This window comes from Streptomyces arenae, assembly GCF_022343545.1.
GTDB classification, from domain to species: domain Bacteria; phylum Actinomycetota; class Actinomycetes; order Streptomycetales; family Streptomycetaceae; genus Streptomyces; species Streptomyces humi.
Genome location: NZ_JAKQYH010000019.1, coordinates 47,583 through 70,759, shown reverse-complemented (window position 1 = coordinate 70,759; position 23,177 = coordinate 47,583). Strand labels below are relative to the sequence as shown.

Annotated in this window: 21 protein-coding genes and 1 pseudogene; 11 read left to right on the top strand and 11 right to left on the bottom strand. The window is 71.5% G+C overall.

All coding sequences use genetic code 11. The annotated features are described in order from the left end of the window. Positions 1 to 15: 15 nt before the first annotated feature. A complete protein-coding gene (locus MB828_RS11255; protein WP_301648028.1) occupies positions 16 to 1,293 on the bottom strand; it encodes a sarcosine oxidase subunit beta family protein in 1,278 nt (425 codons plus the stop codon). Next, complete coding sequence (locus MB828_RS11250; protein ID WP_301648027.1) at positions 1,293 to 1,628, bottom strand: hypothetical protein; 336 nt, start codon at positions 1,626 to 1,628, stop codon at positions 1,293 to 1,295. Before MB828_RS11250 ends, MB828_RS11255 begins: the two co-directional genes overlap by 1 nt. A 176-nt stretch (positions 1,629 to 1,804) precedes the next feature. Between MB828_RS11250 and MB828_RS11245 the strand changes: the two genes are divergently transcribed. Further along, positions 1,805 to 2,419, top strand: a complete 615-nt coding sequence (locus MB828_RS11245) for a GntR family transcriptional regulator (RefSeq protein WP_301648035.1) — start codon at positions 1,805 to 1,807, stop codon at positions 2,417 to 2,419. Between the two features lie 246 nt (positions 2,420 to 2,665). Here the strand turns inward: MB828_RS11245 and MB828_RS11240 are convergent, their stop codons facing one another. The 4 genes from MB828_RS11240 to MB828_RS11225 form a co-directional block, all read right to left on the bottom strand. After that, positions 2,666 to 3,556: a sugar phosphate isomerase/epimerase family protein gene (locus MB828_RS11240; protein WP_301648026.1), complete on the bottom strand. Its 891-nt coding sequence runs from the start codon at positions 3,554 to 3,556 to the stop codon at positions 2,666 to 2,668. A 151-nt stretch (positions 3,557 to 3,707) separates the two neighbouring features. Beyond that, positions 3,708 to 4,619, bottom strand: coding sequence for a LysR family transcriptional regulator (locus tag MB828_RS11235; protein WP_301648025.1), 912 nt, complete (start codon positions 4,617 to 4,619; stop codon positions 3,708 to 3,710). 323 nt (positions 4,620 to 4,942) lie between these two features. After that, positions 4,943 to 6,646, bottom strand: coding sequence for an NAD-dependent malic enzyme (locus MB828_RS11230; RefSeq protein ID WP_301648024.1), 1,704 nt, complete (start codon positions 6,644 to 6,646; stop codon positions 4,943 to 4,945). A gap of 137 nt (positions 6,647 to 6,783) precedes the next feature. Beyond that, positions 6,784 to 7,233 (bottom strand): MarR family winged helix-turn-helix transcriptional regulator, encoded by a 450-nt coding sequence (locus tag MB828_RS11225; RefSeq protein WP_301648023.1) that lies wholly within the window; start codon positions 7,231 to 7,233, stop codon positions 6,784 to 6,786. Positions 7,234 to 7,252: 19 nt separating this feature from the next. Here MB828_RS11225 and MB828_RS46830 point away from each other — a divergent pair, with 19 nt between their 5' ends. Then, positions 7,253 to 7,360: a nuclear transport factor 2 family protein gene (locus MB828_RS46830; protein ID WP_430381358.1), complete on the top strand. Its 108-nt coding sequence runs from the start codon at positions 7,253 to 7,255 to the stop codon at positions 7,358 to 7,360. Here MB828_RS46830 and MB828_RS11220 read toward each other — a convergent pair. Further along, a complete protein-coding gene (locus MB828_RS11220) occupies positions 7,357 to 8,076 on the bottom strand; it encodes a LuxR C-terminal-related transcriptional regulator (protein ID WP_133027392.1) in 720 nt (239 codons plus the stop codon). The genes MB828_RS46830 and MB828_RS11220 overlap by 4 nt on opposite strands. Positions 8,077 to 8,284: 208 nt before the next feature. Beyond that, positions 8,285 to 9,469, bottom strand: a complete 1,185-nt coding sequence (locus tag MB828_RS11215) for a serine hydrolase domain-containing protein (RefSeq protein WP_301648022.1) — start codon at positions 9,467 to 9,469, stop codon at positions 8,285 to 8,287. A gap of 275 nt (positions 9,470 to 9,744) precedes the next feature. On the opposite strand from MB828_RS11215, the gene MB828_RS11210 reads away from it, so the two are divergent. Then, positions 9,745 to 11,448 (top strand): RNA polymerase sigma factor, encoded by a 1,704-nt coding sequence (locus MB828_RS11210; protein WP_301648021.1) that lies wholly within the window; start codon positions 9,745 to 9,747, stop codon positions 11,446 to 11,448. A 34-nt stretch (positions 11,449 to 11,482) separates the two neighbouring features. On the opposite strand, the gene MB828_RS11205 is transcribed toward MB828_RS11210, so the two are convergent. Together MB828_RS11205 and MB828_RS11200 are read right to left on the bottom strand one after the other, a co-directional pair. Continuing rightward, positions 11,483 to 12,160 carry a glycerophosphodiester phosphodiesterase gene (locus MB828_RS11205; RefSeq protein ID WP_133027353.1) on the bottom strand — a complete coding sequence of 226 codons (678 nt, stop codon included), beginning with the start codon at positions 12,158 to 12,160 and terminating at the stop codon, positions 11,483 to 11,485. A gap of 33 nt (positions 12,161 to 12,193) precedes the next feature. Further along, a pseudogene (locus MB828_RS11200) lies at positions 12,194 to 13,331 on the bottom strand (adenosine deaminase). Positions 13,332 to 13,467: 136 nt separating this feature from the next. Between MB828_RS11200 and MB828_RS11195 the strand changes: the two are divergent. Then, a complete protein-coding gene (locus MB828_RS11195) occupies positions 13,468 to 14,358 on the top strand; it encodes a DUF4190 domain-containing protein (RefSeq protein WP_301648019.1) in 891 nt (296 codons plus the stop codon). A 144-nt stretch (positions 14,359 to 14,502) separates the two neighbouring features. Here the strand turns inward: MB828_RS11195 and MB828_RS11190 are convergent, their stop codons facing one another. Beyond that, positions 14,503 to 15,075, bottom strand: a complete 573-nt coding sequence (locus MB828_RS11190; RefSeq protein WP_301648018.1) for an NADAR family protein — start codon at positions 15,073 to 15,075, stop codon at positions 14,503 to 14,505. 209 nt (positions 15,076 to 15,284) lie between these two features. Here MB828_RS11190 and MB828_RS11185 point away from each other — a divergent pair, with 209 nt between their 5' ends. The 7 genes from MB828_RS11185 to MB828_RS11155 all read left to right on the top strand — a co-directional run bounded on the left by MB828_RS11185 (position 15,285) and on the right by MB828_RS11155 (position 23,027). Further along, entirely contained in the window at positions 15,285 to 16,820 is a 1,536-nt protein-coding gene (locus tag MB828_RS11185) for a gamma-aminobutyraldehyde dehydrogenase (RefSeq protein ID WP_301648017.1), read from the top strand. A gap of 54 nt (positions 16,821 to 16,874) precedes the next feature. After that, the gene (locus MB828_RS11180) at positions 16,875 to 18,110 is read left to right on the top strand and encodes an ABC transporter substrate-binding protein (RefSeq protein ID WP_301648016.1); all 1,236 of its coding nucleotides are present in this window, start codon (positions 16,875 to 16,877) and stop codon (positions 18,108 to 18,110) included. A 7-nt stretch (positions 18,111 to 18,117) separates the two neighbouring features. Beyond that, the gene (locus tag MB828_RS11175; RefSeq protein ID WP_133027358.1) at positions 18,118 to 19,263 is read left to right on the top strand and encodes an ABC transporter ATP-binding protein; all 1,146 of its coding nucleotides are present in this window, start codon (positions 18,118 to 18,120) and stop codon (positions 19,261 to 19,263) included. Beyond that, positions 19,263 to 20,195 (top strand): ABC transporter permease, encoded by a 933-nt coding sequence (locus tag MB828_RS11170; protein WP_301648015.1) that lies wholly within the window; start codon positions 19,263 to 19,265, stop codon positions 20,193 to 20,195. The genes MB828_RS11175 and MB828_RS11170 overlap by 1 nt, the downstream gene beginning before the upstream one ends. After that, positions 20,196 to 20,996, top strand: a complete 801-nt coding sequence (locus tag MB828_RS11165; protein ID WP_046731832.1) for an ABC transporter permease — start codon at positions 20,196 to 20,198, stop codon at positions 20,994 to 20,996. It begins immediately after the preceding gene. A gap of 33 nt (positions 20,997 to 21,029) precedes the next feature. Beyond that, positions 21,030 to 22,457, top strand: a complete 1,428-nt coding sequence (locus MB828_RS11160; protein ID WP_301648014.1) for an NAD(P)/FAD-dependent oxidoreductase — start codon at positions 21,030 to 21,032, stop codon at positions 22,455 to 22,457. 126 nt (positions 22,458 to 22,583) lie between these two features. Next, positions 22,584 to 23,027: a hypothetical protein gene (locus MB828_RS11155; RefSeq protein WP_301648013.1), complete on the top strand. Its 444-nt coding sequence runs from the start codon at positions 22,584 to 22,586 to the stop codon at positions 23,025 to 23,027. Positions 23,028 to 23,177 lie beyond the last annotated feature (150 nt).

Genomic DNA, 23,177 nt, shown 5'->3' with positions numbered 1-23,177 from the left:
GTCGGTACTCCTCGGCTAGTGGGCGACGGCGGCGGCGCCGTGCTCGTCGACCAGGGCACCGGTGGTGAAGCGGTCGAGGGTGAAGGGCGCGTTGTAGGGGTGCGGTTCGCCGGTGGCGACGGTGTGCGCGAAGCACCAGCCGACGCCCGGGGTGGCCTTGAAACCGCCGGTGCCCCAGCCGCAGTTGAGGTACAGGTTCTCGACGGGGGTCAGGCCGACGATGGGGGAGGCGTCCGGGGTGGTGTCGACGATGCCGGCCCAGGTGCGCAGCATGTGGGCGCGGGCGAAGACCGGGAACAGCTCCAGGGCGGCGGCCATCTGACGCTCCAGGATGTGGAAGGCGCCGCGCTGTCCGTAGCCGTTGTAGCTGTCGATGCCGGCGCCCATGACCAGCTCGCCCTTGTGCGCCTGGGAGACGTACACGTGCACGGCGTTCGACATCACCACGGTCGGGTGCACCGGTTCCAGGAGCTCCGAGACCAGCGCCTGGAGGGGGTGGCTCTGCAACGGCAGCCGCAGCCCGGCCATGCCGGCCAGCACCGAGGAGTGCCCGGCCGCCGCGAGGGCGACCTTCCCGGCGGCGATGGGACCGCGCGTGGTCCGCACCCCGCGCACCCGGCCGTCGACGATGTCGAGGCCGGTGACCTCGCAGTCCTGGATCAGGTCGATGCCGTACGCGTCGGCCCTGCGGGCGAAGCCCCACGCCACGTAGTCGTGCTTGGCGATGCCCGCACGCGGCTGGTAGGTGGCGCCGAGCACCGGGTACCGCACGTCCGGTGAGACGTTGACGATGGGGCAGACCTTGGCGACCTCGTCGGGCTCCAGCCACTCGGCGTCGATGCCGTTGAGCTGGTTGGCGTAGACGCGGCGCTTGCTGTCGCGGATGTCCTGGAGGGTGTGGGCCAGGTTGAGCACACCGCGCTGGCTGAAGAGGATCGGGTAGTCGAGGTCCTCCTCCAGGGTCTCCCAGAGCTTGAGGGAGTGCTCGTAGATGCCGGAGCTCTCGTCCCAGAGGTAGTTGGAGCGGATGATCGTGGTGTTGCGGGCCATGTTGCCGCCCGCGAGCCAGCCCTTCTCCAGCACGGCGACGTTCGTGATGCCGTGGTTCTTCGCCAGGTAGTAGGCGGTGGCCAGGCCGTGCCCGCCGCCGCCGACGACGACCACGTCGTACGACCGCTTGGGGCCGGGGTTGCGCCACAGGAAGTCCGGGTGGTCGGGCAGGCCGGCGCCGGGCGGGACGGGAGCGGAGCCGCCGGGCGTGGCAGGGGTGTTGGTGCGCTGGTGCTGGTGCATCACTGAGCGGCCTCCTCGGCCACGAGCTGCGGGTCGACGAGGGAGCCGGGGGAGCCGGGGGAGCCCAGGGAGTCGGGGGAGTCCGGGGAGTCGGGGATGCCCGGGGAGTCGGGGGAGCCGGGGGATGTCGGGGCACCGGGGGAGTCGAGGACCGAGCCCTGGGCCTGCGTCACCGCGAGCGGTGCGAAGCCCTCGCTCGCGATCATCTCCAGGGTGCCGCGCCGCCTGGCCGGTTCGGCGGCCACGGCTGTGGCGGTCTCGGGGTCGAAGTCGTCGAGCCGGGCGCTGAGAACCGCGGAACGGGCCGCTTGCGCGCCGGGGGCGTGGGCAGTCATGCGAGCTCCCTGGTGGGACCTGGGGACCGACTGGAAGGCGACTGATATATCAACCTGCTGTTGCGCTACGCTAAGAGGACGGATCGGCTCGCGTCAAGGGAGGGCTGCGCGTGACTTCATCGACCGCCGCTGGTCGGAGCGCAGGTCAGGACGCGGGTGCGCAGGGCGCCGGGACACTGGCGGACCAGGCCTATCGCGCCGTCTCCGACCGCCTGGTGACCCTTCGGATCCGCCCCGGCGAACCCATCAACGACGAGCGGATCGCCGCGGAGCTCGGCTTCGGGCGCACCCCGGTCCGCGAAGCGCTCAAGCGCCTCGAACACGAACGGCTGATCGTCGCCTACCCCCGGCGCGGGACCTTCGCCACCGAGGTCCAGATCGCCGACCTCGGGCATGTCTCGGAGGTGCGCAGACAGCTGGAGCCGCTCGCCGCGGGCCTGGCGGCGCAGCGGGCCGGCGAGGCCGACCGCGCCGCGCTGGAAGGGCTGCTGGCCCAGCTGGCGGACGCGTCCGACGTCGGCACCGACCTGATCCGGCTCGACATGACCCTGCACCGCGCCATCTACGCCGCGACCCGCAATCCCTACCTCGAGGACACGCTGATCCGGTACGACAACCTGGCCACCCGCATCTGGTGCCTGTTCCTCGACCGGCTGCCGGGCCTCGCGGGCCACGTGCACGAACACGGGCCCCTGCTACGGGCCGTCATCGAGGGCGACGCGGAGAAGGCCGCGGCACTGGCCGAGGGCCACGTGGCCGGCTTCGAGGCAGCGGTCCGCGGCGTCATCTGAACACCCCGGCACGCCGTTCCGCGCGCGCTCGCGGAAGTCGTGTCAGCGGGGTGCGGTGTTCCGTGGTTCTCCTGGGCGCAGGCGGGCGTGGTCCGCGTGCCTGCGCCCAGCGTTCGATCTCGACCCGCCACAGCCGCGCCGCCGCGTTCCCGTCGGCGTCGCGCGAGGCGTCGTACACGGCGGCGTCGCGCGAGGCGTCGTACACGGCGGTGTCCTCGTCGGCGATCGTGAGGCTGTCCGGTGTGATCAGGAAGCGGCGCCGCGCAGGACCGAGCGCAGGTGTTCGGCGCTCGCCCAGACGTCGTCGACCGGACCCTTCTCCTTGGGCTCCGCGGTGAGGATGGTGTCCTGCTCCAGCACGTACCAGCCGTCGTAGCCGCGGGCGCTGAGGTGGCCGACGATGGCCTCCACGTCGACGTCGCCGGCGCCCAGCGGCCGGTACATCCCGGCCCGGACCGCCTCGGTGTAGCTGAGACGGCCGGACTGGACCTTGGCGGCGAGGGCGGCGTCCACGTCCTTCATGTGCGTGTGGGCGATCCGCTCGGGCGCCTGCCGGGTCAGTTCGGCCGGGTCGGTGCCACCGATGAGCAGATGGCCGGTGTCGAGGCAGAGGGAGATGGCCGAGTGCTCCAGGACCCGGCGGACCTCGTCACCGTTCTCGATCATCGTGCCGACGTGCGGGTGCAGGACGGCCCTGACGCCGCGCTCCGCGGCCAGCGCCGTCAGCCGGTCGAGGTTGGACAGCAGTAGCCGCCAGCCCTCGGCGTCGAGTTCGGGGCGGGAGTCGTAGCCGTCCTGGCCAGTGATCGCCGACAGGACGAGGACCTCGGCGTCCGAGGCGGCGTAGCCCTCGAGCAGCTGCTCCGCCTCGGGCAGGGGGTCGTGCCCGGGGACGTGCAGCAGCAGCGGTGTGAAGCCGCCGACCGCGTGCAGGTCGTGGTCGGCGAGGACCCGGGCCATCGCGTCGGGGGCGGCGGGCAGGAAGCCCTCGGGGCCGAACTCGGTGGCGGCCAGGCCGACTTCGCGCATCTCCTTCAGCACTCGCTCGGGCGCCAGCTGGTGGCCCCAGCCGGGTACTTCGCAGACGCCCCAGGAGATGGGCGCGCCGGCGATCCGGTTCAGGGAAGGAGTGCTCATGCCGCGGCCTTTCGGTGGTCCGGTCGGGTGGTCCAACGGCGAGGCCGTTCACGTGCCGGTAACGCTAGGACCGCGAGGGGACCCGGCGAAACCCCCGAACCCATCAATTACCCCTCACCAAACCCATCATTTTCCCTTCAGTGCAGGGAGATCACTGGGGGGAGGTTGTCGTGGGGGTGTCGAGGGCGTGGGTGAGGAAGCGGTGGGGGGCCGGGGGCAGGGGGCGGGAGGACGGCCAGGCGATGCCGATGTCGCGGGTGGCCCGGACGTCGGTGAGGCTTAGGTAGCGGACGGGGAGGTCCGGGTTGGTGTCCGGGGCCGCCGTGGCGTCCGGCGAGGCCGGGATCAGGGACACCCCGAGACCCGCCGCCACCAGACCACGCAGCGTCTCCACCTCCTCACCCTCGAAGGCGACGAGCGGGCTGAACCCAGCCTGCCGGCACAGGGTCTCGGTGACACTGCGCAGGCCGTAACCGGGCTTGAGCACGACGAACTGCTCGGCCGCCACCTCGGCCAGTCGGACCCGGCGACGCTGGGCGAGCCGGTGCCGGGCCGGGACCGCCAGCCACAGCGGCTCGACCAGCAGCCGGCGCCAGGTGATGAGCGGGAGCCCGGGGTCCTTGCCGGTGATGACCAGATCGGCGGTGGCGTCCAGGAGGTGCTGGGCGAGGCCGTTCTCGTCGGCCTGGTGGAGTTCGAACCGGACGGCGGGGAACCGCTGCCGGAACCCGGTGACCAGCCTCGGTACCAGCCAGGTGCCGAGGGTGTGCAGGAAGGCCAGCGAGACCACGCCGGTGTCGGGGTCGACGACCTCGGCCACGGCCCGCCGGCCGCGGTCGTAGGCGTCCAGCACGGTGTCGACGTGCTCCTTGAACACCCGCCCGGCCGGGGTGAGCCGGAGGACTCGGCCGACGCGCTGGAAGAGCTCCGCGCCGACCTCGTTCTCCAGTCGGCGCAGGGACCGGGACAGGGCGGGCTGGGTGATGTGGGCCTCGGCCGCCGCCTCGGTCACCGTCACCCCTTCGGCCACGGCCCGGAAGGAGCGCAGTACCTGGAGATCCATCGTCCCATTCTCCCGCCGCATGGAAGGAGCCCGGTCCAGAACCCCGACGCATGCCCTCCGCCCAACGGCTGGTCCGCCGAGGCGCATGCCCCTCCTGGAAGCCGCCGGGCCTCCCAGCCACATGACCGCCCCGGAGCGGTCGAGCTTCCACGGCGCGTGGTCCCTCCGGGGTGCGGTCGGCTTCATAGCCGCGTGACCGCGACGACCGGCCGAGCTGCTCCGCCGCATGACCTCCCAGGAGTCGCCGGCTTCTCGGCCGCAGGGGCGTCGGGGTGCGGTCGGGGTTCCGTGGCGGGTGGGCCCTCCTGGGCGTGGCCGGGGTCTCAGACCGCCTTGACGGGTGGGTACGTCGGCTGCCACATGGTTGTCCTGACGTGGTTCTCGATCGTGGCGTCCACGGTCGCGCGGGCCACCCCGTCGGCGTCCGCCGCGCGGGCCACCGCCACCGCGACGGCCACCGACGTCTCGCGCAACTGGTCGGTGAGGGGCAGGATCGGCGCGCCCGGACCGTCGGTGTCCGTCTGGTCGGCGACGGCGTGCGCGGCGGCCACCAGCATCCCGTCGGTGACCCGGGTGGCCCGCGCGACGATCGCGCCGAGCCCGAGCCCGGGGAAGATCAGCGCGTTGTTGGCCTGCCCGATCCGGTACACGACCCCGTCCTGCTCGACCGGCCGGAACGGGCTGCCGGTGGCGATCAGCGCCCGCCCCTCCGTCCAGGCCAGCAGGTCGGCGGGGACCGCCTCGGCCAGGTCCGTCGGGTTGGACATCGGCAGCACGATCGGGCGCTCGGTGTGCGCGGCCATCGTACGGACGATCTCCTCGGTGAAGGCGCCGCCCTGCCCGGAGGTGCCGATCAGCACCGTCGGCCGGACCCGCTCGACGACCTCGGCCAGCGCGATGCCGCCCACCTTCTCGTCCCGCTGCCAGTCGGCGACCTCGGCGGCCGGGCGGGCGTACCCGACCTGGAAGTCGCGCAGCTCGTCCTGGTCCTCGGTGAGCAGGCCGTACCGGTCGACGGCGAAGATGCGGGCGCCGGCCTCCTCGGCGCTCAGCCCGTCGGCGACCATGGCGTCCCGCAGCTGGTCGGCGATGCCGATCCCGGCGGTGCCCGCGCCGAAGATCACCACCCGGTGCGCGCGCAGCGGGGTGCCGCTGGCCTTCACCCCGGAGAGCACGGCGGCCAGGTTGACGGCGCCGGTGCCCTGGACGTCGTCGTTGAAGGTGAACTCCTGCGGGCGGTAACGGTCCAGGATGCGGCGGGCGTTGGCGGGACCGAAGTCCTCCCAGTGCAGGAGGGCGCCCGGGAAGAGGCGGCGGGCGGTGGTGACGTAGGCGTCGATGAAGGCGTCGTACGTCTCCCGGTCGACGCGCGGGTGCCGGTTGCCGAGGTAGAGGGGGCTCTCCAGGAGTTCCTGCCGGTTGGTGCCGACGTCCAGCATGACCGCCAGGGTGCGGTTCGGGTCGATGCCGGCGGCGGCCGTGTACACGGCGAGCTTGCCCACCGAGATGTCGATGCCGCCCACGCCCCAGTCGCCGATGCCGAGGATCGCCTCGCCGTCCGTGGCGACGATCAGGTCCACGTCGTCGGGGCCGAGGCCGGCGGCGGTGAGCGCGCCCTCGATGTCCTCCGGCGCGTCCACCGACAGGTACACCCCGGCCGGGCGCCGGTACTCGAAGCTGTAGCGCTGGATCGCCCGGCCCACGGTCGGGGTGTAGACGATGGGCAGCATCTCCTCGAGGTGGTCGCAGAGCAGCCGGTAGAAGAGCACCTGGTTGCGGTCGTGCAGGGCGGTGAGGTTGACGTTCTTGGCCAGGTCGGTCGGCTGCGCCGCGTACTGCTGGTACGCCCGCTCGGCCTGCTGCTCCAGCGTCAGCACCGCCGGCGGCACCAGTCCCGTCAGACCCAGCTCGCGCCGCTCCTCGGGGGTGAAGGCGGTGCCCCGGTTCAGACGGGGCTGCGAGAGTACGGCCCTGCCGCGGTCGGTGGTCTCGACCCGCCCCTCGTCGGCGTTCCACTGGGTCGTCATGATCGGCTCCTCGTCACTTCCGGCGGATCGGTGCTCCCCACCAGCCTCGGCCGTGGCCGACACATACGTCCAATGCCTGAAAAGGCAGTGATCCATGCGTGAAAGACATGTATGCGAGCCCACCTGGGTGTACGGCGTCAGCCGCGCCGCGCGTTCGCGTAGGTGCGCTCCAGCGCCGCGACCGTGCTGAGGAAGTCGGCGCCCCGCAATCCGCGCAGGGTGTCCGTGGCCAGGCGGTCGAGGGTGGTCCACAGGTCGGCGACCGGGCGGCGGAGCGCCTCGCCGTCGGCGGTGAGGGAGACGACGACGGCCCGCCGGTCGTGCTCGGCGCGGGCGCGGGTGACCAGGCCGGCGTCCTCCATGCGGCGGATCGACCGCGAGACCGTGGAGTGGTCGAGCCCGACGGCCTGTTGCAACTCGGCCTGGGTCTGGCCGTCCCGGTCGAAGAGCCGCATGAGGATCAGCTCCTGGCCGGGGTGCAGGCCCAGCCTGAGCAGGAGTTCGGCACCGTAGCCGTGCAGTTCGCGGGAGAGCGCGAAGAGCCCGAAGCTGACCGGGGCGCGCTCGACGAGGCTGGGCCGGGGCATCACCGGGTCGGGCTTCGAGATGAGTTACGCGACGTTCGTGACCTTCGAGGACGGCCTGATCGTCAGGTACCGCGAGTACTGGAACCCGCTGGCGTTCCTCGAGGCGCTCGGCGGCCGCGCGTTCTAGGCCGCCGCCGTCGCCCCCCGGGTGGCCGGGCGGATCAGTCCCGACTCGTAGGCGAAGGTCACCGCCTGCACCCGGGCGCGGGCGCCGATCTTCGCGAGGACGTTGCTGACGTGCGTCTTCACGGTGGTCGGGGCGATGGACAGCCACTGCGCGATCTCGGCGTTGGTCCAGCCGGAGGCGACGGCGATCAGGACGTCGCGTTCGCGCCGGGTGAGGGCCCCGAGCCCCGCGGTGCGGGGGAGCGGGCGGACGGTGTGCTGCCGGCGGACGGCGTCGATGAGCGCCCGCGTCAGACCGGGCGTGATGACGGCGTCCCCGGTGGCCACCACCTGGATGGCCGCGGTCAGTTCCGCGGGGTCGGCGTCGTTGAGCAGGAAGCCGCCGGCTCCCGCGCGCAGCGCCGCCCAGGCGTCGGCCTCCCGGTCGGCGGCGGTCAGCACCAGCACCCGGGGGGCGGCCGGCTCCTCGCCGGGGAGCCCCGCGATACGGGTGACGCCGGCCGGACGGCTGATGCGCCGGACGGTGTCGATGACGTCCGCACGGGACAGCCTGCTGTCCATCACCACGACGTCGGGGCGGAGCGCGGCGCTCGCACGGATCGCCGCGTCACCGTCCGCCGCCTCCCCGACCACCGTCAGGCCGGGCTCGGCGGTCAGCAGCATCCGCAGGGCGAGGCGTTGGAGGGACTGGTCGTTGACGACGAGTACGGAGACCATGCCTGCCTTCTCCCTGCGGGGTTCCACGCGAGGTTCCATGCGAGGTCCGTTCCGTGAACGAAACTGTTTCGTTCACATGCTACGCCCGGATCCGCCGTCCTGGGAGAGTGGCTCCGCTCACTCGGCCCGGACGATCCGCGTCTCTGCCCTGAAGGCCCCGCTCACCGGGCAGGGACGAGCCCGGTGCCGTACGTACCGGTCCGGTCTCTCACTGCGGTTGACGTGCCTGCCTGCCGAGCGCCGCCAGGGCGATCCGCTGGGCCACCGGGTTCATGTCCTCGCCCTTCGCGTCGGTCGCGTTCACCGAGTAGACGAGCGTCCGGCTCAGGTCCCGGGTGCCGAGGACCAGGGCGTTGTACCCGTACCGGGCGCCCGACTTGAGCCAGTACACCTGCCCCTCGTACTCGAACCGCTGGAGCCCGGCGCTGTAGGTGGCCCCCGCGATGTGCGCCGGGACCGTGAACATCTCCGCCAGCTGCGGTCCCGGCGGCACGATCCGCCCGCGGAACAGGGAGGTCAGCAGCCGTTCCAGATCCGCCGTCGTGGAGATCATGTCCCCGGCGGCGAACCGGTCCGCCTGGTTCCAGTCGGTCACGTCCACGAGGGACGTGGTCCCGTCGGCCCGCGTCACCTTCTGGTAGCCGTGGTTGTGCGGGCCGCGGATGCGCGGGTCGGTGCCGGGGAAGTAGCTGTCCCGCATCCCGGCGGGGCGCAGCACGAGCCGGGTGACCTCGGTGGCGTACGACCGCCCGGTCACCTTCTCGATCAGCAGCCCGAGGACCGTGTAGTTGATGTTCAGGTAGTCCTGCCGGGCGCCCGGGGCGAACTCCGGTCCCTTCGCCACCGCCGACCGCACGACCTGCTGCGGGGTGAGCGTGTCGAACCGGTGCGCGTACTGCGCGTCGAAGGAGTCGCCCCAGCCGTCGCCGGCCCGGATGCCGCTGGTGTGGTTCAGCAGCTGCCGTACGGTGATGGGCGCGAAAGCCCCGGTGAACAGGCCCGGGAGGTAGTGCTGGACCGGGGTGCCCAGGTCGATGCGGCCCTGTGCGGCCAGTGCCAGCACGGCGGCCGCGGTCACCACCTTCGTCGTGGAACCGGCCCGGAAGCGGGCGTCCGGGTCCGCCGCCCGGCCCGTCGCCAGGTCGCGCACGCCCGCGCTTCCGCGCCAGACCCCGTCGGTGCCGCCGACCCGGACGAGTGCGGCGGTGGCGTCCGCGCTGGGCAGCCCGGTGATCGCGGCACGCAGCGCGGCCGCGGCGGGGAAGGCGGCCGATGTGGTGGACGCCGATGTGGTGGAGGCCGATGCGGGCAGGGCAGGGGCTGCCAGGGGGCCGGCCACGAGGACCAGGGCGAGGGAGGCGGTGAGGACGGTGGTCCGGGAGTGGACGCGCATACGTGGGCTCCAAGGGGGCGTCGGGTGACGGGCGCGTTCATCCTCCTGGCGCCCGGCGGCCGGCCGGATCCTCGGCGAGGAGGACGCGGATCCCTGATGTTCGTCCCGCCAACTTGCGCTACTCATAAGGGAGTTACCAGGGTTCGCCCGTAGGGGGGTGTCGGCGGCGGGTACCCCGGTGCGGAAAAAGTGTTATCCCGGAACGCCTCGCTCCGTCTCCACTCTGTGATCCCCGACATTGCCAAGCCCACCGCCCGGGCTGAGAGGGTGCGGTCATGAGGACGGACGTGCGGGTGCCGCGGCAGTGGCGGGCCACGGTCGCGGCCGCGCAGGCGGGTGACCGGCGGGCGCTGGACGAACTGGTCGAGGGCTGGCTGCCGTTGGTCTACAACGTCGTCGGCCGCGCCCTCAACGGCCATGCCGACGTCGACGACGTCGTCCAGGAGACCATGCTGCGTGCCGTCGGCAGCCTAGGCACCCTCCGCGACCCGGACAGCTTCCGGTCCTGGCTGGTGGCCATCGCCATGCGGCAGGTACGGGACCGGGCCCGCCGCAGACCGGAACGGAAACTGGACGAGCAGGTCCCGGACGGCACCGCCGACTTCGCCGAACTGACGGTGCTGCGCCTTCAGTTGGAGGGCCAGCGGCGGGAGGTCGCGGAGGCGGTGCGCTGGCTGGACCCGGAGGACCGGCAGTTGGTGTCGCTGTGGTGGCTGGAGGTCTCGGGCGAACTGACCCGCCGCGAACTGGCGGCGGCCGTCGGCATCAGCCGGCAGCACGCCGCCGTCCGCGTCCAGCGGTTGAAGGAAAGGCTGGAGACCTCACGCGGCATCGTGCGCGCGCTGGACGGGGCCTGCCCCGGGCTGCGCGAGCTGACCGCCCGCTGGGACGGGCGGCCCGACTCGGTCTGGCGCAAGCGGCTGGCCCGGCACATCCGGGGCTGCGGCTACTGCTCGGACAGCCGCGACTCCGTCGTACCGGCGGAACGGCTGCTCGCCGGAATCGCGCTGGTGCCCGTGCCGGTGGGCTTCACGCTGTCGCTGGCGCTCGGCGGGAAGACGGCGGTGGCGGCCTCGGTGACGTCCGCCGGGTGGTCGGCGAAGGTGCTCGGCGCGCTGACCAAACCGGCGGTGGCGGTGACGGCGGGGGCGACCATCGTGGCGGGCGGCGCGTACGTCGTCGTACAGACGCCGGGCGAGAGCGCGCCGCGTACGGCTGTGTCACCGACGGCGGTGGTCACCGACGGAGGGCCCGCGACGACCCGGCCGGCCACAGCCGCGCCGTCTCCTTCGGCCTCGCCGTCCCCGTCGCCGTCACCGTCGACGTCGGCGTCGGCGTCGGGCCGTGCCGGGGTCTACGGCTCGGTCGTCGACGCCGTCGACAGGGCGCCGGACCCGGACACCCGGCCGGGGGCGCTGCCGCACCGGCCCGAGTCGGGGATCACCAGTACGGGCGGGGCGCACGCCGTGCTGAACCACCGGGGAGACAGCGTCACCCTCAGCGGGCGGGGCTATGTGCTGGTCCGCTGGCAGATCTCACCGCAGTACCGGGCCGGGAGTCTGGTGATGCCGTCCTGGACCGGGTTGAAGGGGAAGCTCTTCCATGTGGCGTCCGGGGGCGGGCGGCGGATGGACGACCGGGTGAGCACCACGGACACCTCCGCGACGGGCATGGGCAACTCGGCGGTGGGCTACGCGGTGCTGCCGTCCGGCGCGCAGCAGATGTGGCAGAACGAGTACTTCTACGTCGACGGGAGTGTGTCGCTCACCGTGAACGAGCGGGGGGCGGACTACGGGTTGAGCGTGTTCCCGTCGTCGTGGGACGCGGTGGAGAAGGACGTGCTGTACGGACCGCCTGCCGGGGCGGTCCGGTACGGGCTGGTGCGGGACGACGGGACCGACGCGGCGCCGGTTCCGCAGTACGTGACGCGGAAGACGCCTGCCGACGCTTCGACCGTGCCCCAGCGTTCGCGGGTCTAGGGCGGGCCGGCGGGCGGGGCGTGGCTGGGGCGCCTCAGCGCAGCGCGTCGAGCAGGTCCACCCTGTTGGTCGTGATCGAGTCGACGCCCAGGTCCAGCAGGCGGCGCAGGGAGCGGCGGGTGTCCGGGGTCCAGCAGGAGACCAGGTGGCCGGCGCGGTGGACGTGTTCGGTCAGGGCGTGGTCGAGCAGGGTGAAGCGGTAGTTGAGGTAGCGGGGGCGGATCGCGTCCAGGACCACGGGGCGGACCGGGGCCAGCGTCGTGCGGGTCAGGGCGATCTCGGCCGCCGTGTCCGCCGCGCGCACCGCCAGCATCGACGGGGCGTCCCCGGTGTAGTAGACGCGGTCCGCCGCGCCGCACTCGCGGGCCACCGCCACGATCCTGGCCACCGCCCGCTCGCTCGGGGCCCCGGGCAGGTCGATCATCACCCGGCTGTCCTCCGTCGCCGCCAGCGCCTCGGCGAGCGTCGGGACACCGCCCTCCGTGAGACCGCGGACCTCGTCCGCCGACAGGGCGGTCAGCGGTCGGTCGTGTCCCCACAGCCGCTTGAGGGTGCCGTCGTGCAGGAGGACGGGGACGCCGTCACGGGTGAGGCGTACGTCGATCTCCACCGCGTCCGCGCCCCGGCGGAGCGCGGAACGCAGCGAGTCGAGCGTGTTCTCACGGAGACGGTAGGGGTCGCCGCGATGGGCCACGGCGGTCACGGTCTGCATGGGCCCATGTTCTCAGGGCCCGGCAGCGGTTCATCAGGGGGCGAGCCACGTCTTCGTGTACGTGTCGATCTCGGCCGATATCCTCGCCTTGCCCGGCTCGTCCAGGAAGGACGCCTCGACCGCGTTCTTGGCGAGGTCGGCGATGCCGCGCTCGTCCAGGCCGAGGAGGCGGGCGGCGACGACGTACTCGCTGTTCAGGTCCGTGCCGAACATCGGCGGGTCGTCCGAGTTGACCGTGACCAGGACACCGGCGTCCACGAAGGCCTTGATCGGGTGCTCCTCGAGGGTCCGGACCGCGCGCGTCGCGATGTTGGAGGTCGGGCACACCTCCAGCGCGATCCGGTGCTCGGCGAGGTGGGCGAGCAGCTTCGGGTCCTGCGCGGAGCTGGTGCCGTGGCCGATGCGTTCGGCGCCCAGTTCGCGCAGGGCGTCCCAGACCGTCTCGGGGCCGGTGGTCTCACCGGCGTGCGGGACGGAGTGCAGGCCGGCCGCGACCGCCTGGTCGAAGTACGGCTTGAACTGCGGCCGCGGTACCCCGATCTCGGGGCCGCCGAGCCCGAACGACACCAGGCCCTCCGGCCGGAGCCGGTCGTCGGTGGCGAGCCGCACCGTCTCCTCGGCGGCCTCCAGACCTGCCTCGCCGGGAATGTCGAAGCACCAGCGCAGGACGGTCCCGAACTCGGCCTCCGCCGCCTTCCGCGCGTCCTCGATCGCGTCCATGAAGGCCCGCGCGTCGATCCCGCGCCGGGTGGACGAGAAGGGGGTGATCGTCAGCTCGGCGTAGCGCACCTGCTGGCGGGCCAGCTCGCGGCCCACCTCGTAGGTCAGCAGCCGGACGTCCTCGGGCGTGCGGATCAGGTCGACGACCGACAGGTAGACGTCGATGAAGTGCGCGAAGTCGGTGAACGTGAAGTAGTCGACCAGAGCCTCGGGGTCGGTGGGCACCTTGGAGTCGGGGTGCCGGGCGGCCAGTTCCGACACGATGCGGGGGGAGGCGGAGCCGACGTGGTGGACGTGCAGTTCGGCCTTGGGCAGTCCGGCGACGAAGGCGTGCACATCGCGCAGGGCGGCGGGTTCGGCGTGGCGGTCGGTCAAGGGTTCCTCCCCGGAACGGCGCGGGGGGCCGCCGGCGGCCGCGGTACGGCCGCGAGCTCGCCCCTCGCGCGGTGATCGGCTGATCAGTGGTCCGGGGTCATGGTAGGCCGGACCGGCGTCCGACGTGCTCGGGCCGTAGCATGACGGCGGCACGCGTGAGGGACACGTCGGGGAGACGTGGGGGAGACGTGGGGGAGAGGGGACATCGCGAGATGGCTGACGAGGCGCCTGAGGCTCCGAGGATACGGCTGGACAAGGGAGCGGACGCGGCGGAGGGAGCCGGGCCGGCGGCGGACCCCGCGGCGGCCGGCGACACCTCGCGCGCGTGGCCGGCCCCCGCGACCCCGGGCGGCCCCGGCGAGACGGTGCTGTCGGTCGGGCCGGGGGCCCCGGGACCGGCCGAGCCGACCGTCCATGACGTGCCCACCGGGCCGTCGGTCCACGACCAGCGGACGGTCGCCGCGGTACCGGGCGCCGAGGTGCCCGCCGACGCGGCGCCCCAGGCCTGGGCCAACCCCTTCGCGGCCCCCTCCGACACCCCTCCGCCGCCCGCCGCCAATCCCTTCGCGGCGCCGTCCCAGTCCGCTCTGCCGCCCGCCAACCCCTTCGCGGCGCCCGGTCCCCAGGCCGCGCCGAGCCCTTACGCCCCGCCCGCCCCGCCGCAGGGCGTGGCCGTACCGCCTCCTCCGATAGCCCCGGACGGCCCCGGGCAGGTGCCGTACGGCTACCCCGGCGCACCGGCTCCCGGCCCGGTGCCGGCGGCCCCGGGCTACGGCTACCCCGGTCCGCCACTGCCGTCGTACCCGGGTGGCCCCGGCGGGTACGGAGGCTGGCCCGGTGCGCAGCTCACGCCCAACAACGGGATGGGCACGGCCAGCATGATCACCGGGATCGTCAGTGCCATCGGGTTCTGCATGGTGCCGGTCGCCGTGGTGACGGGGGTGCTGGCGATCATCCTCGGCGTGCTCGGGCGGGCGCGGGTCAGGCGCGGGGAGGCCACGAACGCCGGACAGGCGCTGGCCGGGATCATCTGCGGGGCGGCGGGGCTGGTCCTGACCGCCGCGTTCATCGCCCTGATCGTCTTCGCCGGCTCCCAGGACTAGCCACCTCCCAGGACTAGCCGGCTCGCGGGGCTGGCCGGCTCCCAGGACTAGCCGGCTCCCAGGACTAGCTGGCTCGCGGGGCTGGCCGGCTGACGGGGCTGGCCGGCTCCCAGGGCCTCCCCACCGTCTGCCGCCCCGCCTCCCCTACGCCGGGCCGGGCCCGTCCGTCGTCAGGCGCTCTCTCGCTGCCATCAGCGCGAATCCCAGCAGGTTCGACCCCTGCCACCTGGCCGGGTCGTCGGCCCCCTCGTCCGTCGCCGCCAGGCCGATCCCCCACACCCGGTCCACCGGGCTCGCCTCCACCAGGACCCGGTCGCCGGTCGCCAGCAGGAAGTCGCGGAGCGCGTGGTCGGCCGTGAACTTGTGCACGCTGCCCTCGGTCACGATCCCGAGGCGTTCCCGCTGCCACACCGCCTCGTCGAAGCCCCGGACCAGCCGGCCCGCCTTCTTGGCCTCGGCGGGATGTCCCGCCGCCAGGATCCGGCGCTCCGCCTCCGGGTCCGCGAAAAGCCTCGCCTTGCCTGCCATCATCCAGTGCTCGGCCGTCGCGTACTCGACACCGTCGACCACGAAGGGTGACGGCCACCACTGACTCAGACAGCTCGCCGAGACCTGCCCGTCCGGCCTCGGGCGGTGCCCCCAGAAGTGCAGGTATTTGATCCTGGCCCCCGCCCGGACCGCCCTGATCAGGGCTTCCACAGAATCGATCCTCGCCATGCACGCCAGTCTGGCAGGCACCACTGACACTCCGTCCCGCCTTTCCGGTTCCCACTCGACACCTGGTCGACAGATTCCGTCGCGTAACCAAAAGGCAACAACGGAATCACTTGTTGGACTCCCCTTGCTCTGTCAGGATCGGCAGTCAAATCCAGCTGGAGCTACGCCACCCACCCCTCGGGACGGGTACACGGCGGAGGAGAAGCGACATGGACAACCCGGGCACCGCCACCCCGGAGACCTTCCCCGCGCAGGAGCGGCTCGCCGGCGGCGCGCAGTACATCGCGGGACGGTTCACCAAGGGCACGTCAGGCCGTACGCACGCGGTCGTCGACCCGGCCACCGGCACGGACGTGTACACGTACGAGCTGGCCGGTACGGCGGACGTCGACGCCGCCGTGGCCGCCGCCCGCGACGCCTTCCCCGGCTGGGCCGGAGCTACCCCCGGCGAGCGGTCGGACGCGCTGCACCGGTTCGCCGCCGTGCTCGCCGACCGCGCCGAGGAGTTCGCCCGCGCCGAGTCCCTGCAGTGCGGCAAGCCGCTGAAGCTGACCCGCGAGTTCGACGTGCCGGGGACCATCGACAACACCGCGTTCTTCGCGGGCGCCGCCCGGCACCTCCAGGGACAGGCGGCCGGCGAGTACTCCGGCGACCACACCTCGTACGTACGCCGTGAGCCCATCGGTGTCGTCGGGTCGATCGCGCCCTGGAACTACCCGCTCCAGATGGCCGCCTGGAAGATCCTCCCGGCGATCGCCGCAGGCAACACCGTCGTGCTCAAGCCTGCCGAGCTGACCCCGCTCACCTCCCTGCTCTTCGCGGAGGCCGCCACCCTCGCCGGGATCCCCGACGGTGTGATCAACATCGTCACCGGGACCGGAAAGGAGGCCGGTGAGCACCTCGTCGGCCATCCCGACGTCGCCATGACCTCCTTCACCGGCTCCACCGGCGTCGGCAAGCGGGTCGCGGAGGTCGCCACGGCGACCGTCAAGCGGCTCCACCTGGAGCTCGGCGGCAAGGCACCCTTCGTGGTCTTCGACGACGCCGACCTGGAGGCCGCCGTCCACGGGGCCGTCGCGGGTTCGCTCATCAACACCGGGCAGGACTGCACCGCCGCCACGCGCGCGTATGTGCAGCGGCCGCTCTACGAGGCCTTCGTGGAGCGGACCGCCGCGCTGATGGAGACCGTCCGGCTCGGTGACCCGTTCGCCCCCGGCACCGACCTCGGGCCGCTGATCTCGCACGCGCAGCGGGACCGCGTCGCCGGGTTCGTGGAGCGGGCGCGCGGCTACGCGCGCGTGGTGACCGGCGGCGAGCCGCCCCAGGACGAGCTCAAGAGCGGCGCCTACTACCGGCCCACCCTGATCGCCGACGCACCGCAGGACAGCGAGATCGTCCAGGCCGAGATCTTCGGGCCCGTGCTGGTCGTCCTGCCGTTCGACAGTGATGATGAGGGCATCCGGCTGGCCAACGACACCCCGTACGGACTGGCCGCCTCCGCGTGGAGCGGCAGTGTCTACCGGGCCAACCGAGCGACCCGCGAGATCAAGGCGGGGTGCGTATGGGTCAACGACCACATTCCGATCATCAGCGAGATGCCGCACGGCGGCTACAAGGCGTCCGGCTTCGGCAAGGACATGTCGGTGTACTCGTTCGAGGAGTACACCCAGGTCAAGCACGTAATGTTCGACAACACGGCGGTGGCCCGGAAGGACTGGCACCGCACGATCTTCGGGGACCGATAGTCATACCTCCGGCCGCTCGGTGAACGGCCGTCTTCCCGAAAGGGCATCAAGCGCATGAGGCAGTACGAGCCCGACCGCCCTACCCCGGTCGAAATGGCCGCCATCCGGCGCGGCCTCCGCACCGGCCGGGCCGCCCTGGGCCGCCGTTCGTTCCTCGGCGGCGCGCTCGCGGTGGGCGGTGCCGGGGCGCTGAGCGCCTGCGGAATCCCCGCGGCAGGCAAGACCCAGGGCGGTGTCTCCGCCGACGACCACTCGGCACAGGAGAAGGTGGTCAACTTCTCCAACTGGCCCGAGTACATCGACGTGGACGACAGCGGCAAGACCCACCCCACGCTGGACGAGTTCCGCAAGCGGACCGGCATCACCGTCAAGTACACCGAGGACATCAACGACAACGACGAGTTCTTCGGCAAGATCCAGCCGCAGCTCGCCGCCGGCCAGGACACCGGCCGGGACCTGATCGTCCTCACCGACTGGCTGGCCGCCCGGATGATCCGGCTCGGCTACGTCCAGCAGCTGGACGCGTCCAACCTGCCGCATGCCTTCGCCAACCTGTCGGACCAGTTCCGCAGCCCCGACTGGGACCCGGGCCGCGCCTACTCGTACCCCTGGCAGGGCATCTCCACCGTCGTCGCCTTCAACAAGAAGGCACTGAACGGCGTCGAGGTGAAGTCGGTCTCCGACCTGCTCGACAACCCCGCGCTCAAGGGCCGGGTCGGACTGCTGACGGAGATGCGCGACACCGTCGGCATGACCATGCTCGACATGGGCATCGACCCGGCGAAGTTCACCGACGACGACTACGACGCGGTGATCGCCCGCCTCCAGAAGGCCGTCGACAAGGGGCAGATCCGCCGCTTCACCGGCAACGACTACACCTCTGACCTCAGCAAGGGCGACCTCGCCGCCTGCGTCGCCTGGGGTGGTGACATCGTGCAGCTCCAGGCCGACAACCCGGACGTCGCCTACGTCCTCCCGGACAGCGGCTACATGACGTCGACCGACAACCTGATGATCCCCAACAAGGCACGTCACAAGACGAACGCCGAGCGGCTCATCGACTTCTACTACGAGCCCCAGCCGGCCGCGGAACTCTCCGCCTACGTCAACTACGTCAGCCCGGTCGCGGACGTGCAGCCGTACCTCGCCAAGATCGACAAGGGGGCGGCGAGCAACCCGCTGATCGTCCCCGACAAGGCCATGCAGGCCAAGTCCCATGCCTTCCGGGCGCTCAGCTCGAAGGAAGAGACGGCCTACCAGCAGAAGTTCGCGAAGCTCACAGGGGCGTGACGACACCATGACGAAAGACAGCAGCGGCGACGTCCGCCTCACCGGCATCGGCAAGACCTACGACAACGGTTTCACGGCCGTACAGCCGATGGACCTGACCGTGCCGCAGGGCTCCTTCTTCGCCCTCCTCGGTGCCTCGGGCTGCGGCAAAACCACCACCCTGCGCATGATCGCGGGACTGGAGGAGCCGACCAGCGGCACCGTGCACCTCGGCGACCAGGACGTCACCCATCTGCCGCCCTACAAGCGGCCGGTGAACACGGTCTTCCAGTCCTACGCCCTCTTCCCGCACCTCGACATCTTCGAGAACGTCGCCTTCGGCCTGCGCCGGCGCGGCATCAAGAGCGTGAAGAAGCAGGTCGAGGACATGCTGGAGCTGGTCCAGCTCGGCGAGCAGGCCCGCAAGAAACCGCATCAGCTCTCCGGTGGCCAGCAGCAGCGGGTCGCGGTGGCCCGCGCGCTCATCAACCACCCCAAGGTGCTGCTCCTCGACGAGCCGCTCGGCGCCCTCGACCTGAAGCTGCGCCGGCAGATGCAGCTGGAGCTCAAGCGCATCCAGACCGAGGTCGGCATCACCTTCGTGCACGTCACGCACGACCAGGAGGAGGCCATGACCATGGCCGACACGGTCGCCGTGATGAACGCGGGGCGCGTCGAGCAGCTCGGCTCGCCGGCCGACCTCTACGAGAACCCGAACACCACGTTCGTGGCGAACTTCCTCGGCACCTCGAACCTGATCGAGGCCGAGGTCGACACGAAGAGCGGGGACGACATCGTCCTCAAGGCCGGCGGCGGGAAGCTGGTGCTCCCCGAGGCGCGATGTTCGGCGCCGACCACGACCGGCGGCAAGGTGCTGGTCGGGATCCGGCCCGAGAAGATCTCCCTCACCCACGCGGACGACGCCGGCTCCATCCCCGAGGGCCGCAACCGCATCACCGGCAAGGTCGCCGACGCCAGTTTCATCGGCGTCTCCACGCAGTACGTCATCGACAGCCCGGTCTGCGACGAGTTCGCGGTGTACGTGCAGAACATCGAGCGCGACGGACGGCTCGTCCCCGGCGCCGACGTCGTCCTGCACTGGAGCCCCGCCCACACCTTCGGTCTCGACGCCGCCCAGGACATCGACGCCGGCACCGAGGAGGAGGCCGCCTGATGGCCACGCTCTCCGAGGCGCCGCCGCCCCTGGCGCCCGCCGAACCCGGGACGAAGAAGCCACCGCGCAAGCGGGGCCGGCTCACGCCCTACTGGCTGCTGCTGCCCGGCATCCTGTGGCTGGTCGTCTTCTTCGCGCTGCCGATGATCTACCAGGCGTCCACGTCCGTGCAGACGGGCTCCCTGGAAGAGGGCTACAAGGTCACCTGGCACTTCGCGACCTACTGGGACGCGCTGAGCGAGTACTGGCCGCAGTTCCTGCGGTCCGTCTTCTACGCGGCCGCGGCCACGGTCCTGTGTCTGCTGCTCGGCTACCCGCTGGCGTACCTCATCGCCTTCCGCGCCGGGCGCTGGCGGAACCTGATCATGATCCTGGTGATCGCGCCGTTCTTCACCAGCTTCCTGATCCGCACCCTGGCCTGGAAGACGATCCTCGCCGACAACGGTCCGGTCGTGCACGTACTGAACTCGCTGCACGTCCTGAGCGTCACCGACTTCCTCGGCTGGACGGCCGGCGACCGCGTGCTCGCCACACCGCTGGCCGTCGTCTGCGGTCTGACGTACAACTTCCTGCCGTTCATGATCCTGCCGCTCTACACCTCGCTGGAGCGGATCGACGGCAGGCTGCACGAGGCGGCCGGCGACCTGTACGCCAAGCCGTGGACGACGTTCCGGAAGGTCACCTTCCCGCTGTCGATGCCGGGCGTGGTCTCCGGCACGCTGCTGACCTTCATCCCGGCGGCCGGTGACTACGTCAACGCCGAACTCCTCGGCTCGACCGACACCCGCATGATCGGAAACGTGATCCAGACGCAGTTCCTGCGGATCCTGGACTACCCGACGGCGGCCGCGCTGTCCTTCATCCTCATGGCCGCGATCCTCGCCATGGTCACGATCTACATTCGCCGGTCCGGGACGGAGGATCTGGTCTAAATGCCCTTCGTCAAGTGGCTCAAGAAAAACCTCGTCGTCATCGCGGGACTGCTGACCCTCGGATATCTCCTCCTTCCGAACGTCATCGTCACGGTGTTCTCCTTCAACAAACCGAAGGGGCGCTTCAACTACGAATGGCAGCAGTTCTCGCTCGACGCCTGGAAGCAGCCGTGCGGGGTCGCCGACATGTGCGGCTCGCTCTCCATCAGCCTCCGGATCGCCGCCCTGGCGACGATCGGCGCCACCCTGCTCGGCACGATGATCGCCTTCGCCCTGGTCCGCTACCGCTTCCGGGCGCGCGGCGCGGTGAACTCGCTGATCTTCCTGCCGATGGCGATGCCCGAGGTGGTGATGGCGGCCTCGCTGCTCACCCTGTTCCTCAACATGGGCGCCCAGCTGGGCTTCTACACCATCCTGATCGCCCACATCATGTTCTGCCTCAGCTTCGTCGTCACCGCGGTCAAGGCGCGCGTGATGTCGATGGATCCGCGCCTGGAGGAGGCGGCCCGGGACCTCTACGCCGGACCGGTGCAGACGTTCGTCCGGGTCACGCTCCCCATCGCGGCCCCCGGAATCGCGGCGGGCGCGCTGCTCTCCTTCGCGCTCTCCTTCGACGATTTCATCATCACCAATTTCAACGCGGGCTCCACCGTCACCTTCCCCATGTTCGTCTGGGGTTCGGCGCAGCGCGGCACGCCCGTCCAGATCAACGTCATCGGTACGGCCATGTTCCTGGTCGCCGTACTGTTCGTGCTGGCATCGATGCTCATCAACAACCGCCGCAACAGGCAAAAGGCATAAGCCTTTAATTGACTCTGTAGGGAGTTGAAAATCATGGCCCCGAGCGCCATGAGCCGTCAGGCAGATTGGACCAGGTCTCTTTCTGAAGCACAGCCGGTCGCGTACTGGCTCGAAGACCCCGGCAAGCCCCACCCCGAGCCCGCGCTCACCGGCGCCGACATCTGCGACCTGCTGGTCGTGGGCGGTGGCTACAGCGGACTGTGGACCGCGCTCAACGCCAAGGAGCGCGATCCGGGGCGCGAGGTGGTCCTGCTGGAAGGCCACGAGGTGGGCTGGGCCGCCTCGGGCCGCAACGGCGGCTTCTGTGCCGCCTCCCTCACCCACGGGCTGCCCAACGGGCTGGCCCGCTGGCCCGAGGAGATCTACCGCCTGGAGGAGCTGGGCCGGCGCAACCTCGACGAGATCGAGGCCGCCGTCGCCCGGCACGGCATCGACTGCGAGTTCGAGCGCACCGGCGAGATCGACGTCGCCACCGAGACCTACCAGGCCTGGGAGCTGCGCGACTGGCACAAGGAGCTGGAACGGCGGGGCCTTGCGGACGACATCGAGTTCCTCGACGCCGACGCGGTGCGCGCCCAGGTGGCCTCCCCCACCTTCGAGGCCGGACTGTGGGACCGGCGGGGCGTGGCCATGCTCAACCCGGCCAAGCTCGCCTGGGGCCTCAAGCAGGCCTGCCTCGCGCTCGGCGTCCGGGTGTACGAGCACACGCCCGCCCTCGACCTGAAGGCGTACGGCGCCGGCATGGCCGTACGCACGCCCTACGGGGCGATCCGTGCCCGGCAGGTCGCGCTCGGCACCAACATCTTCCCGAACCTGGTCAGGCGGGTCCGCGCCTACACCGTCCCGGTCTACGACTACGCCCTGATGACCGAACCGCTCACCGCCGAGCAGCTCGGCGCGATCGGCTGGAAGAACCGGCAGGGCCTCGGGGACTCCGCCAACCAGTTCCACTACTTCCGGCTCTCCGCCGACAACCGCATCCTGTGGGGCGGTTACGACGCGATCCACCATTACGGCGGCCGGGTCCGCCGCGAGTACGACGACCGTCCGGAGACGTACGCCAAGCTCGCCGGGCACTTCTTCACCTGCTTCCCGCAGCTGGAGGGCGTCCGCTTCAGCCACGCCTGGGGCGGCGCGATCGACACCTGCTCCCGTTTCTCGGCGTTCTTCGGCACCGCGCACCAGGGGAAGGTGGCGTACGCGGCCGGGTACACCGGTCTCGGCGTCGGCGCGACCCGCTTCGGCGCCGACGTCATGCTGGACCTGCTGGCGGGGGAGGAGACCGAGCGCACCCGCCTGGAGATGGTCCGCAAGAAACCGCTGCCGTTTCCGCCCGAGCCGTTCGCCTGGACGGGCATCGCCCTCACCAAGTGGTCCCTGGCCCGCGCGGACGCGCATGGCGGGCGCCGGAACCTGTGGCTCAGGGCGATGGACCGGCTGGGTCTCGGCTTCGACAGCTGACCGCCCGGCATGTGATCCAGGTCACTTGAAAAAGGCGGCCAAACCCGCGTAATGCCCCTGGAGGACCTCCCTCTCTCCTCGTGGACGCGACACCCGCGTCCGCGAGCGGATCGGGAGGTCTTCTTGATGACTGGGGCGAAGACGGCGGTCGAGTGGCTGGCATCCGTCGCACCGGACCCCGAGTCCTGCCGGCGGGAGTGGGAGCGCAACCCCCTGGGGGTCGCGCTGCTGCCCGCCGGCCGGGCCTGGGACGTGCTGATCCTGCCGGGCGGGCTCGGCTATCCCACCCTTGACGTGCTCACCCGCGTCCTCGACCAGCCGGGGCCCGTGCTGGTCGACTTCGGGGACAACCGGGTGGGGTTCTTCGTGCCGCCGGGAACGGCCGCGCGGTGGCTCGGCACGGGGATCAGGACGGCGGGTGCCGGTACCTGGATCGTGGTGCCGTACCCCGGGCGGGCGACCCGTGGTGTGCGCTGGCTGGTGGCGCCGGACGGATCGGGGACGCTGACGGATCCGGCGTTGCTGGAGCTGGCCATGCACGAGGCTGCCGCCGGCTTGGCCGACGAATAGGCGTTGCTGTGCTCGGTCGGCTGCGGCGGCGTCGTGGCTGGTCGCGCAGTTCCTCCCCCAGCCTCCGGCCGGGGGTACCCCCAGCGCCCCCGACGGGGCGCTGTCCTTGCCGTCTGGCAGACCGTTGCTGTGGCCTTGACAAGTGAATTG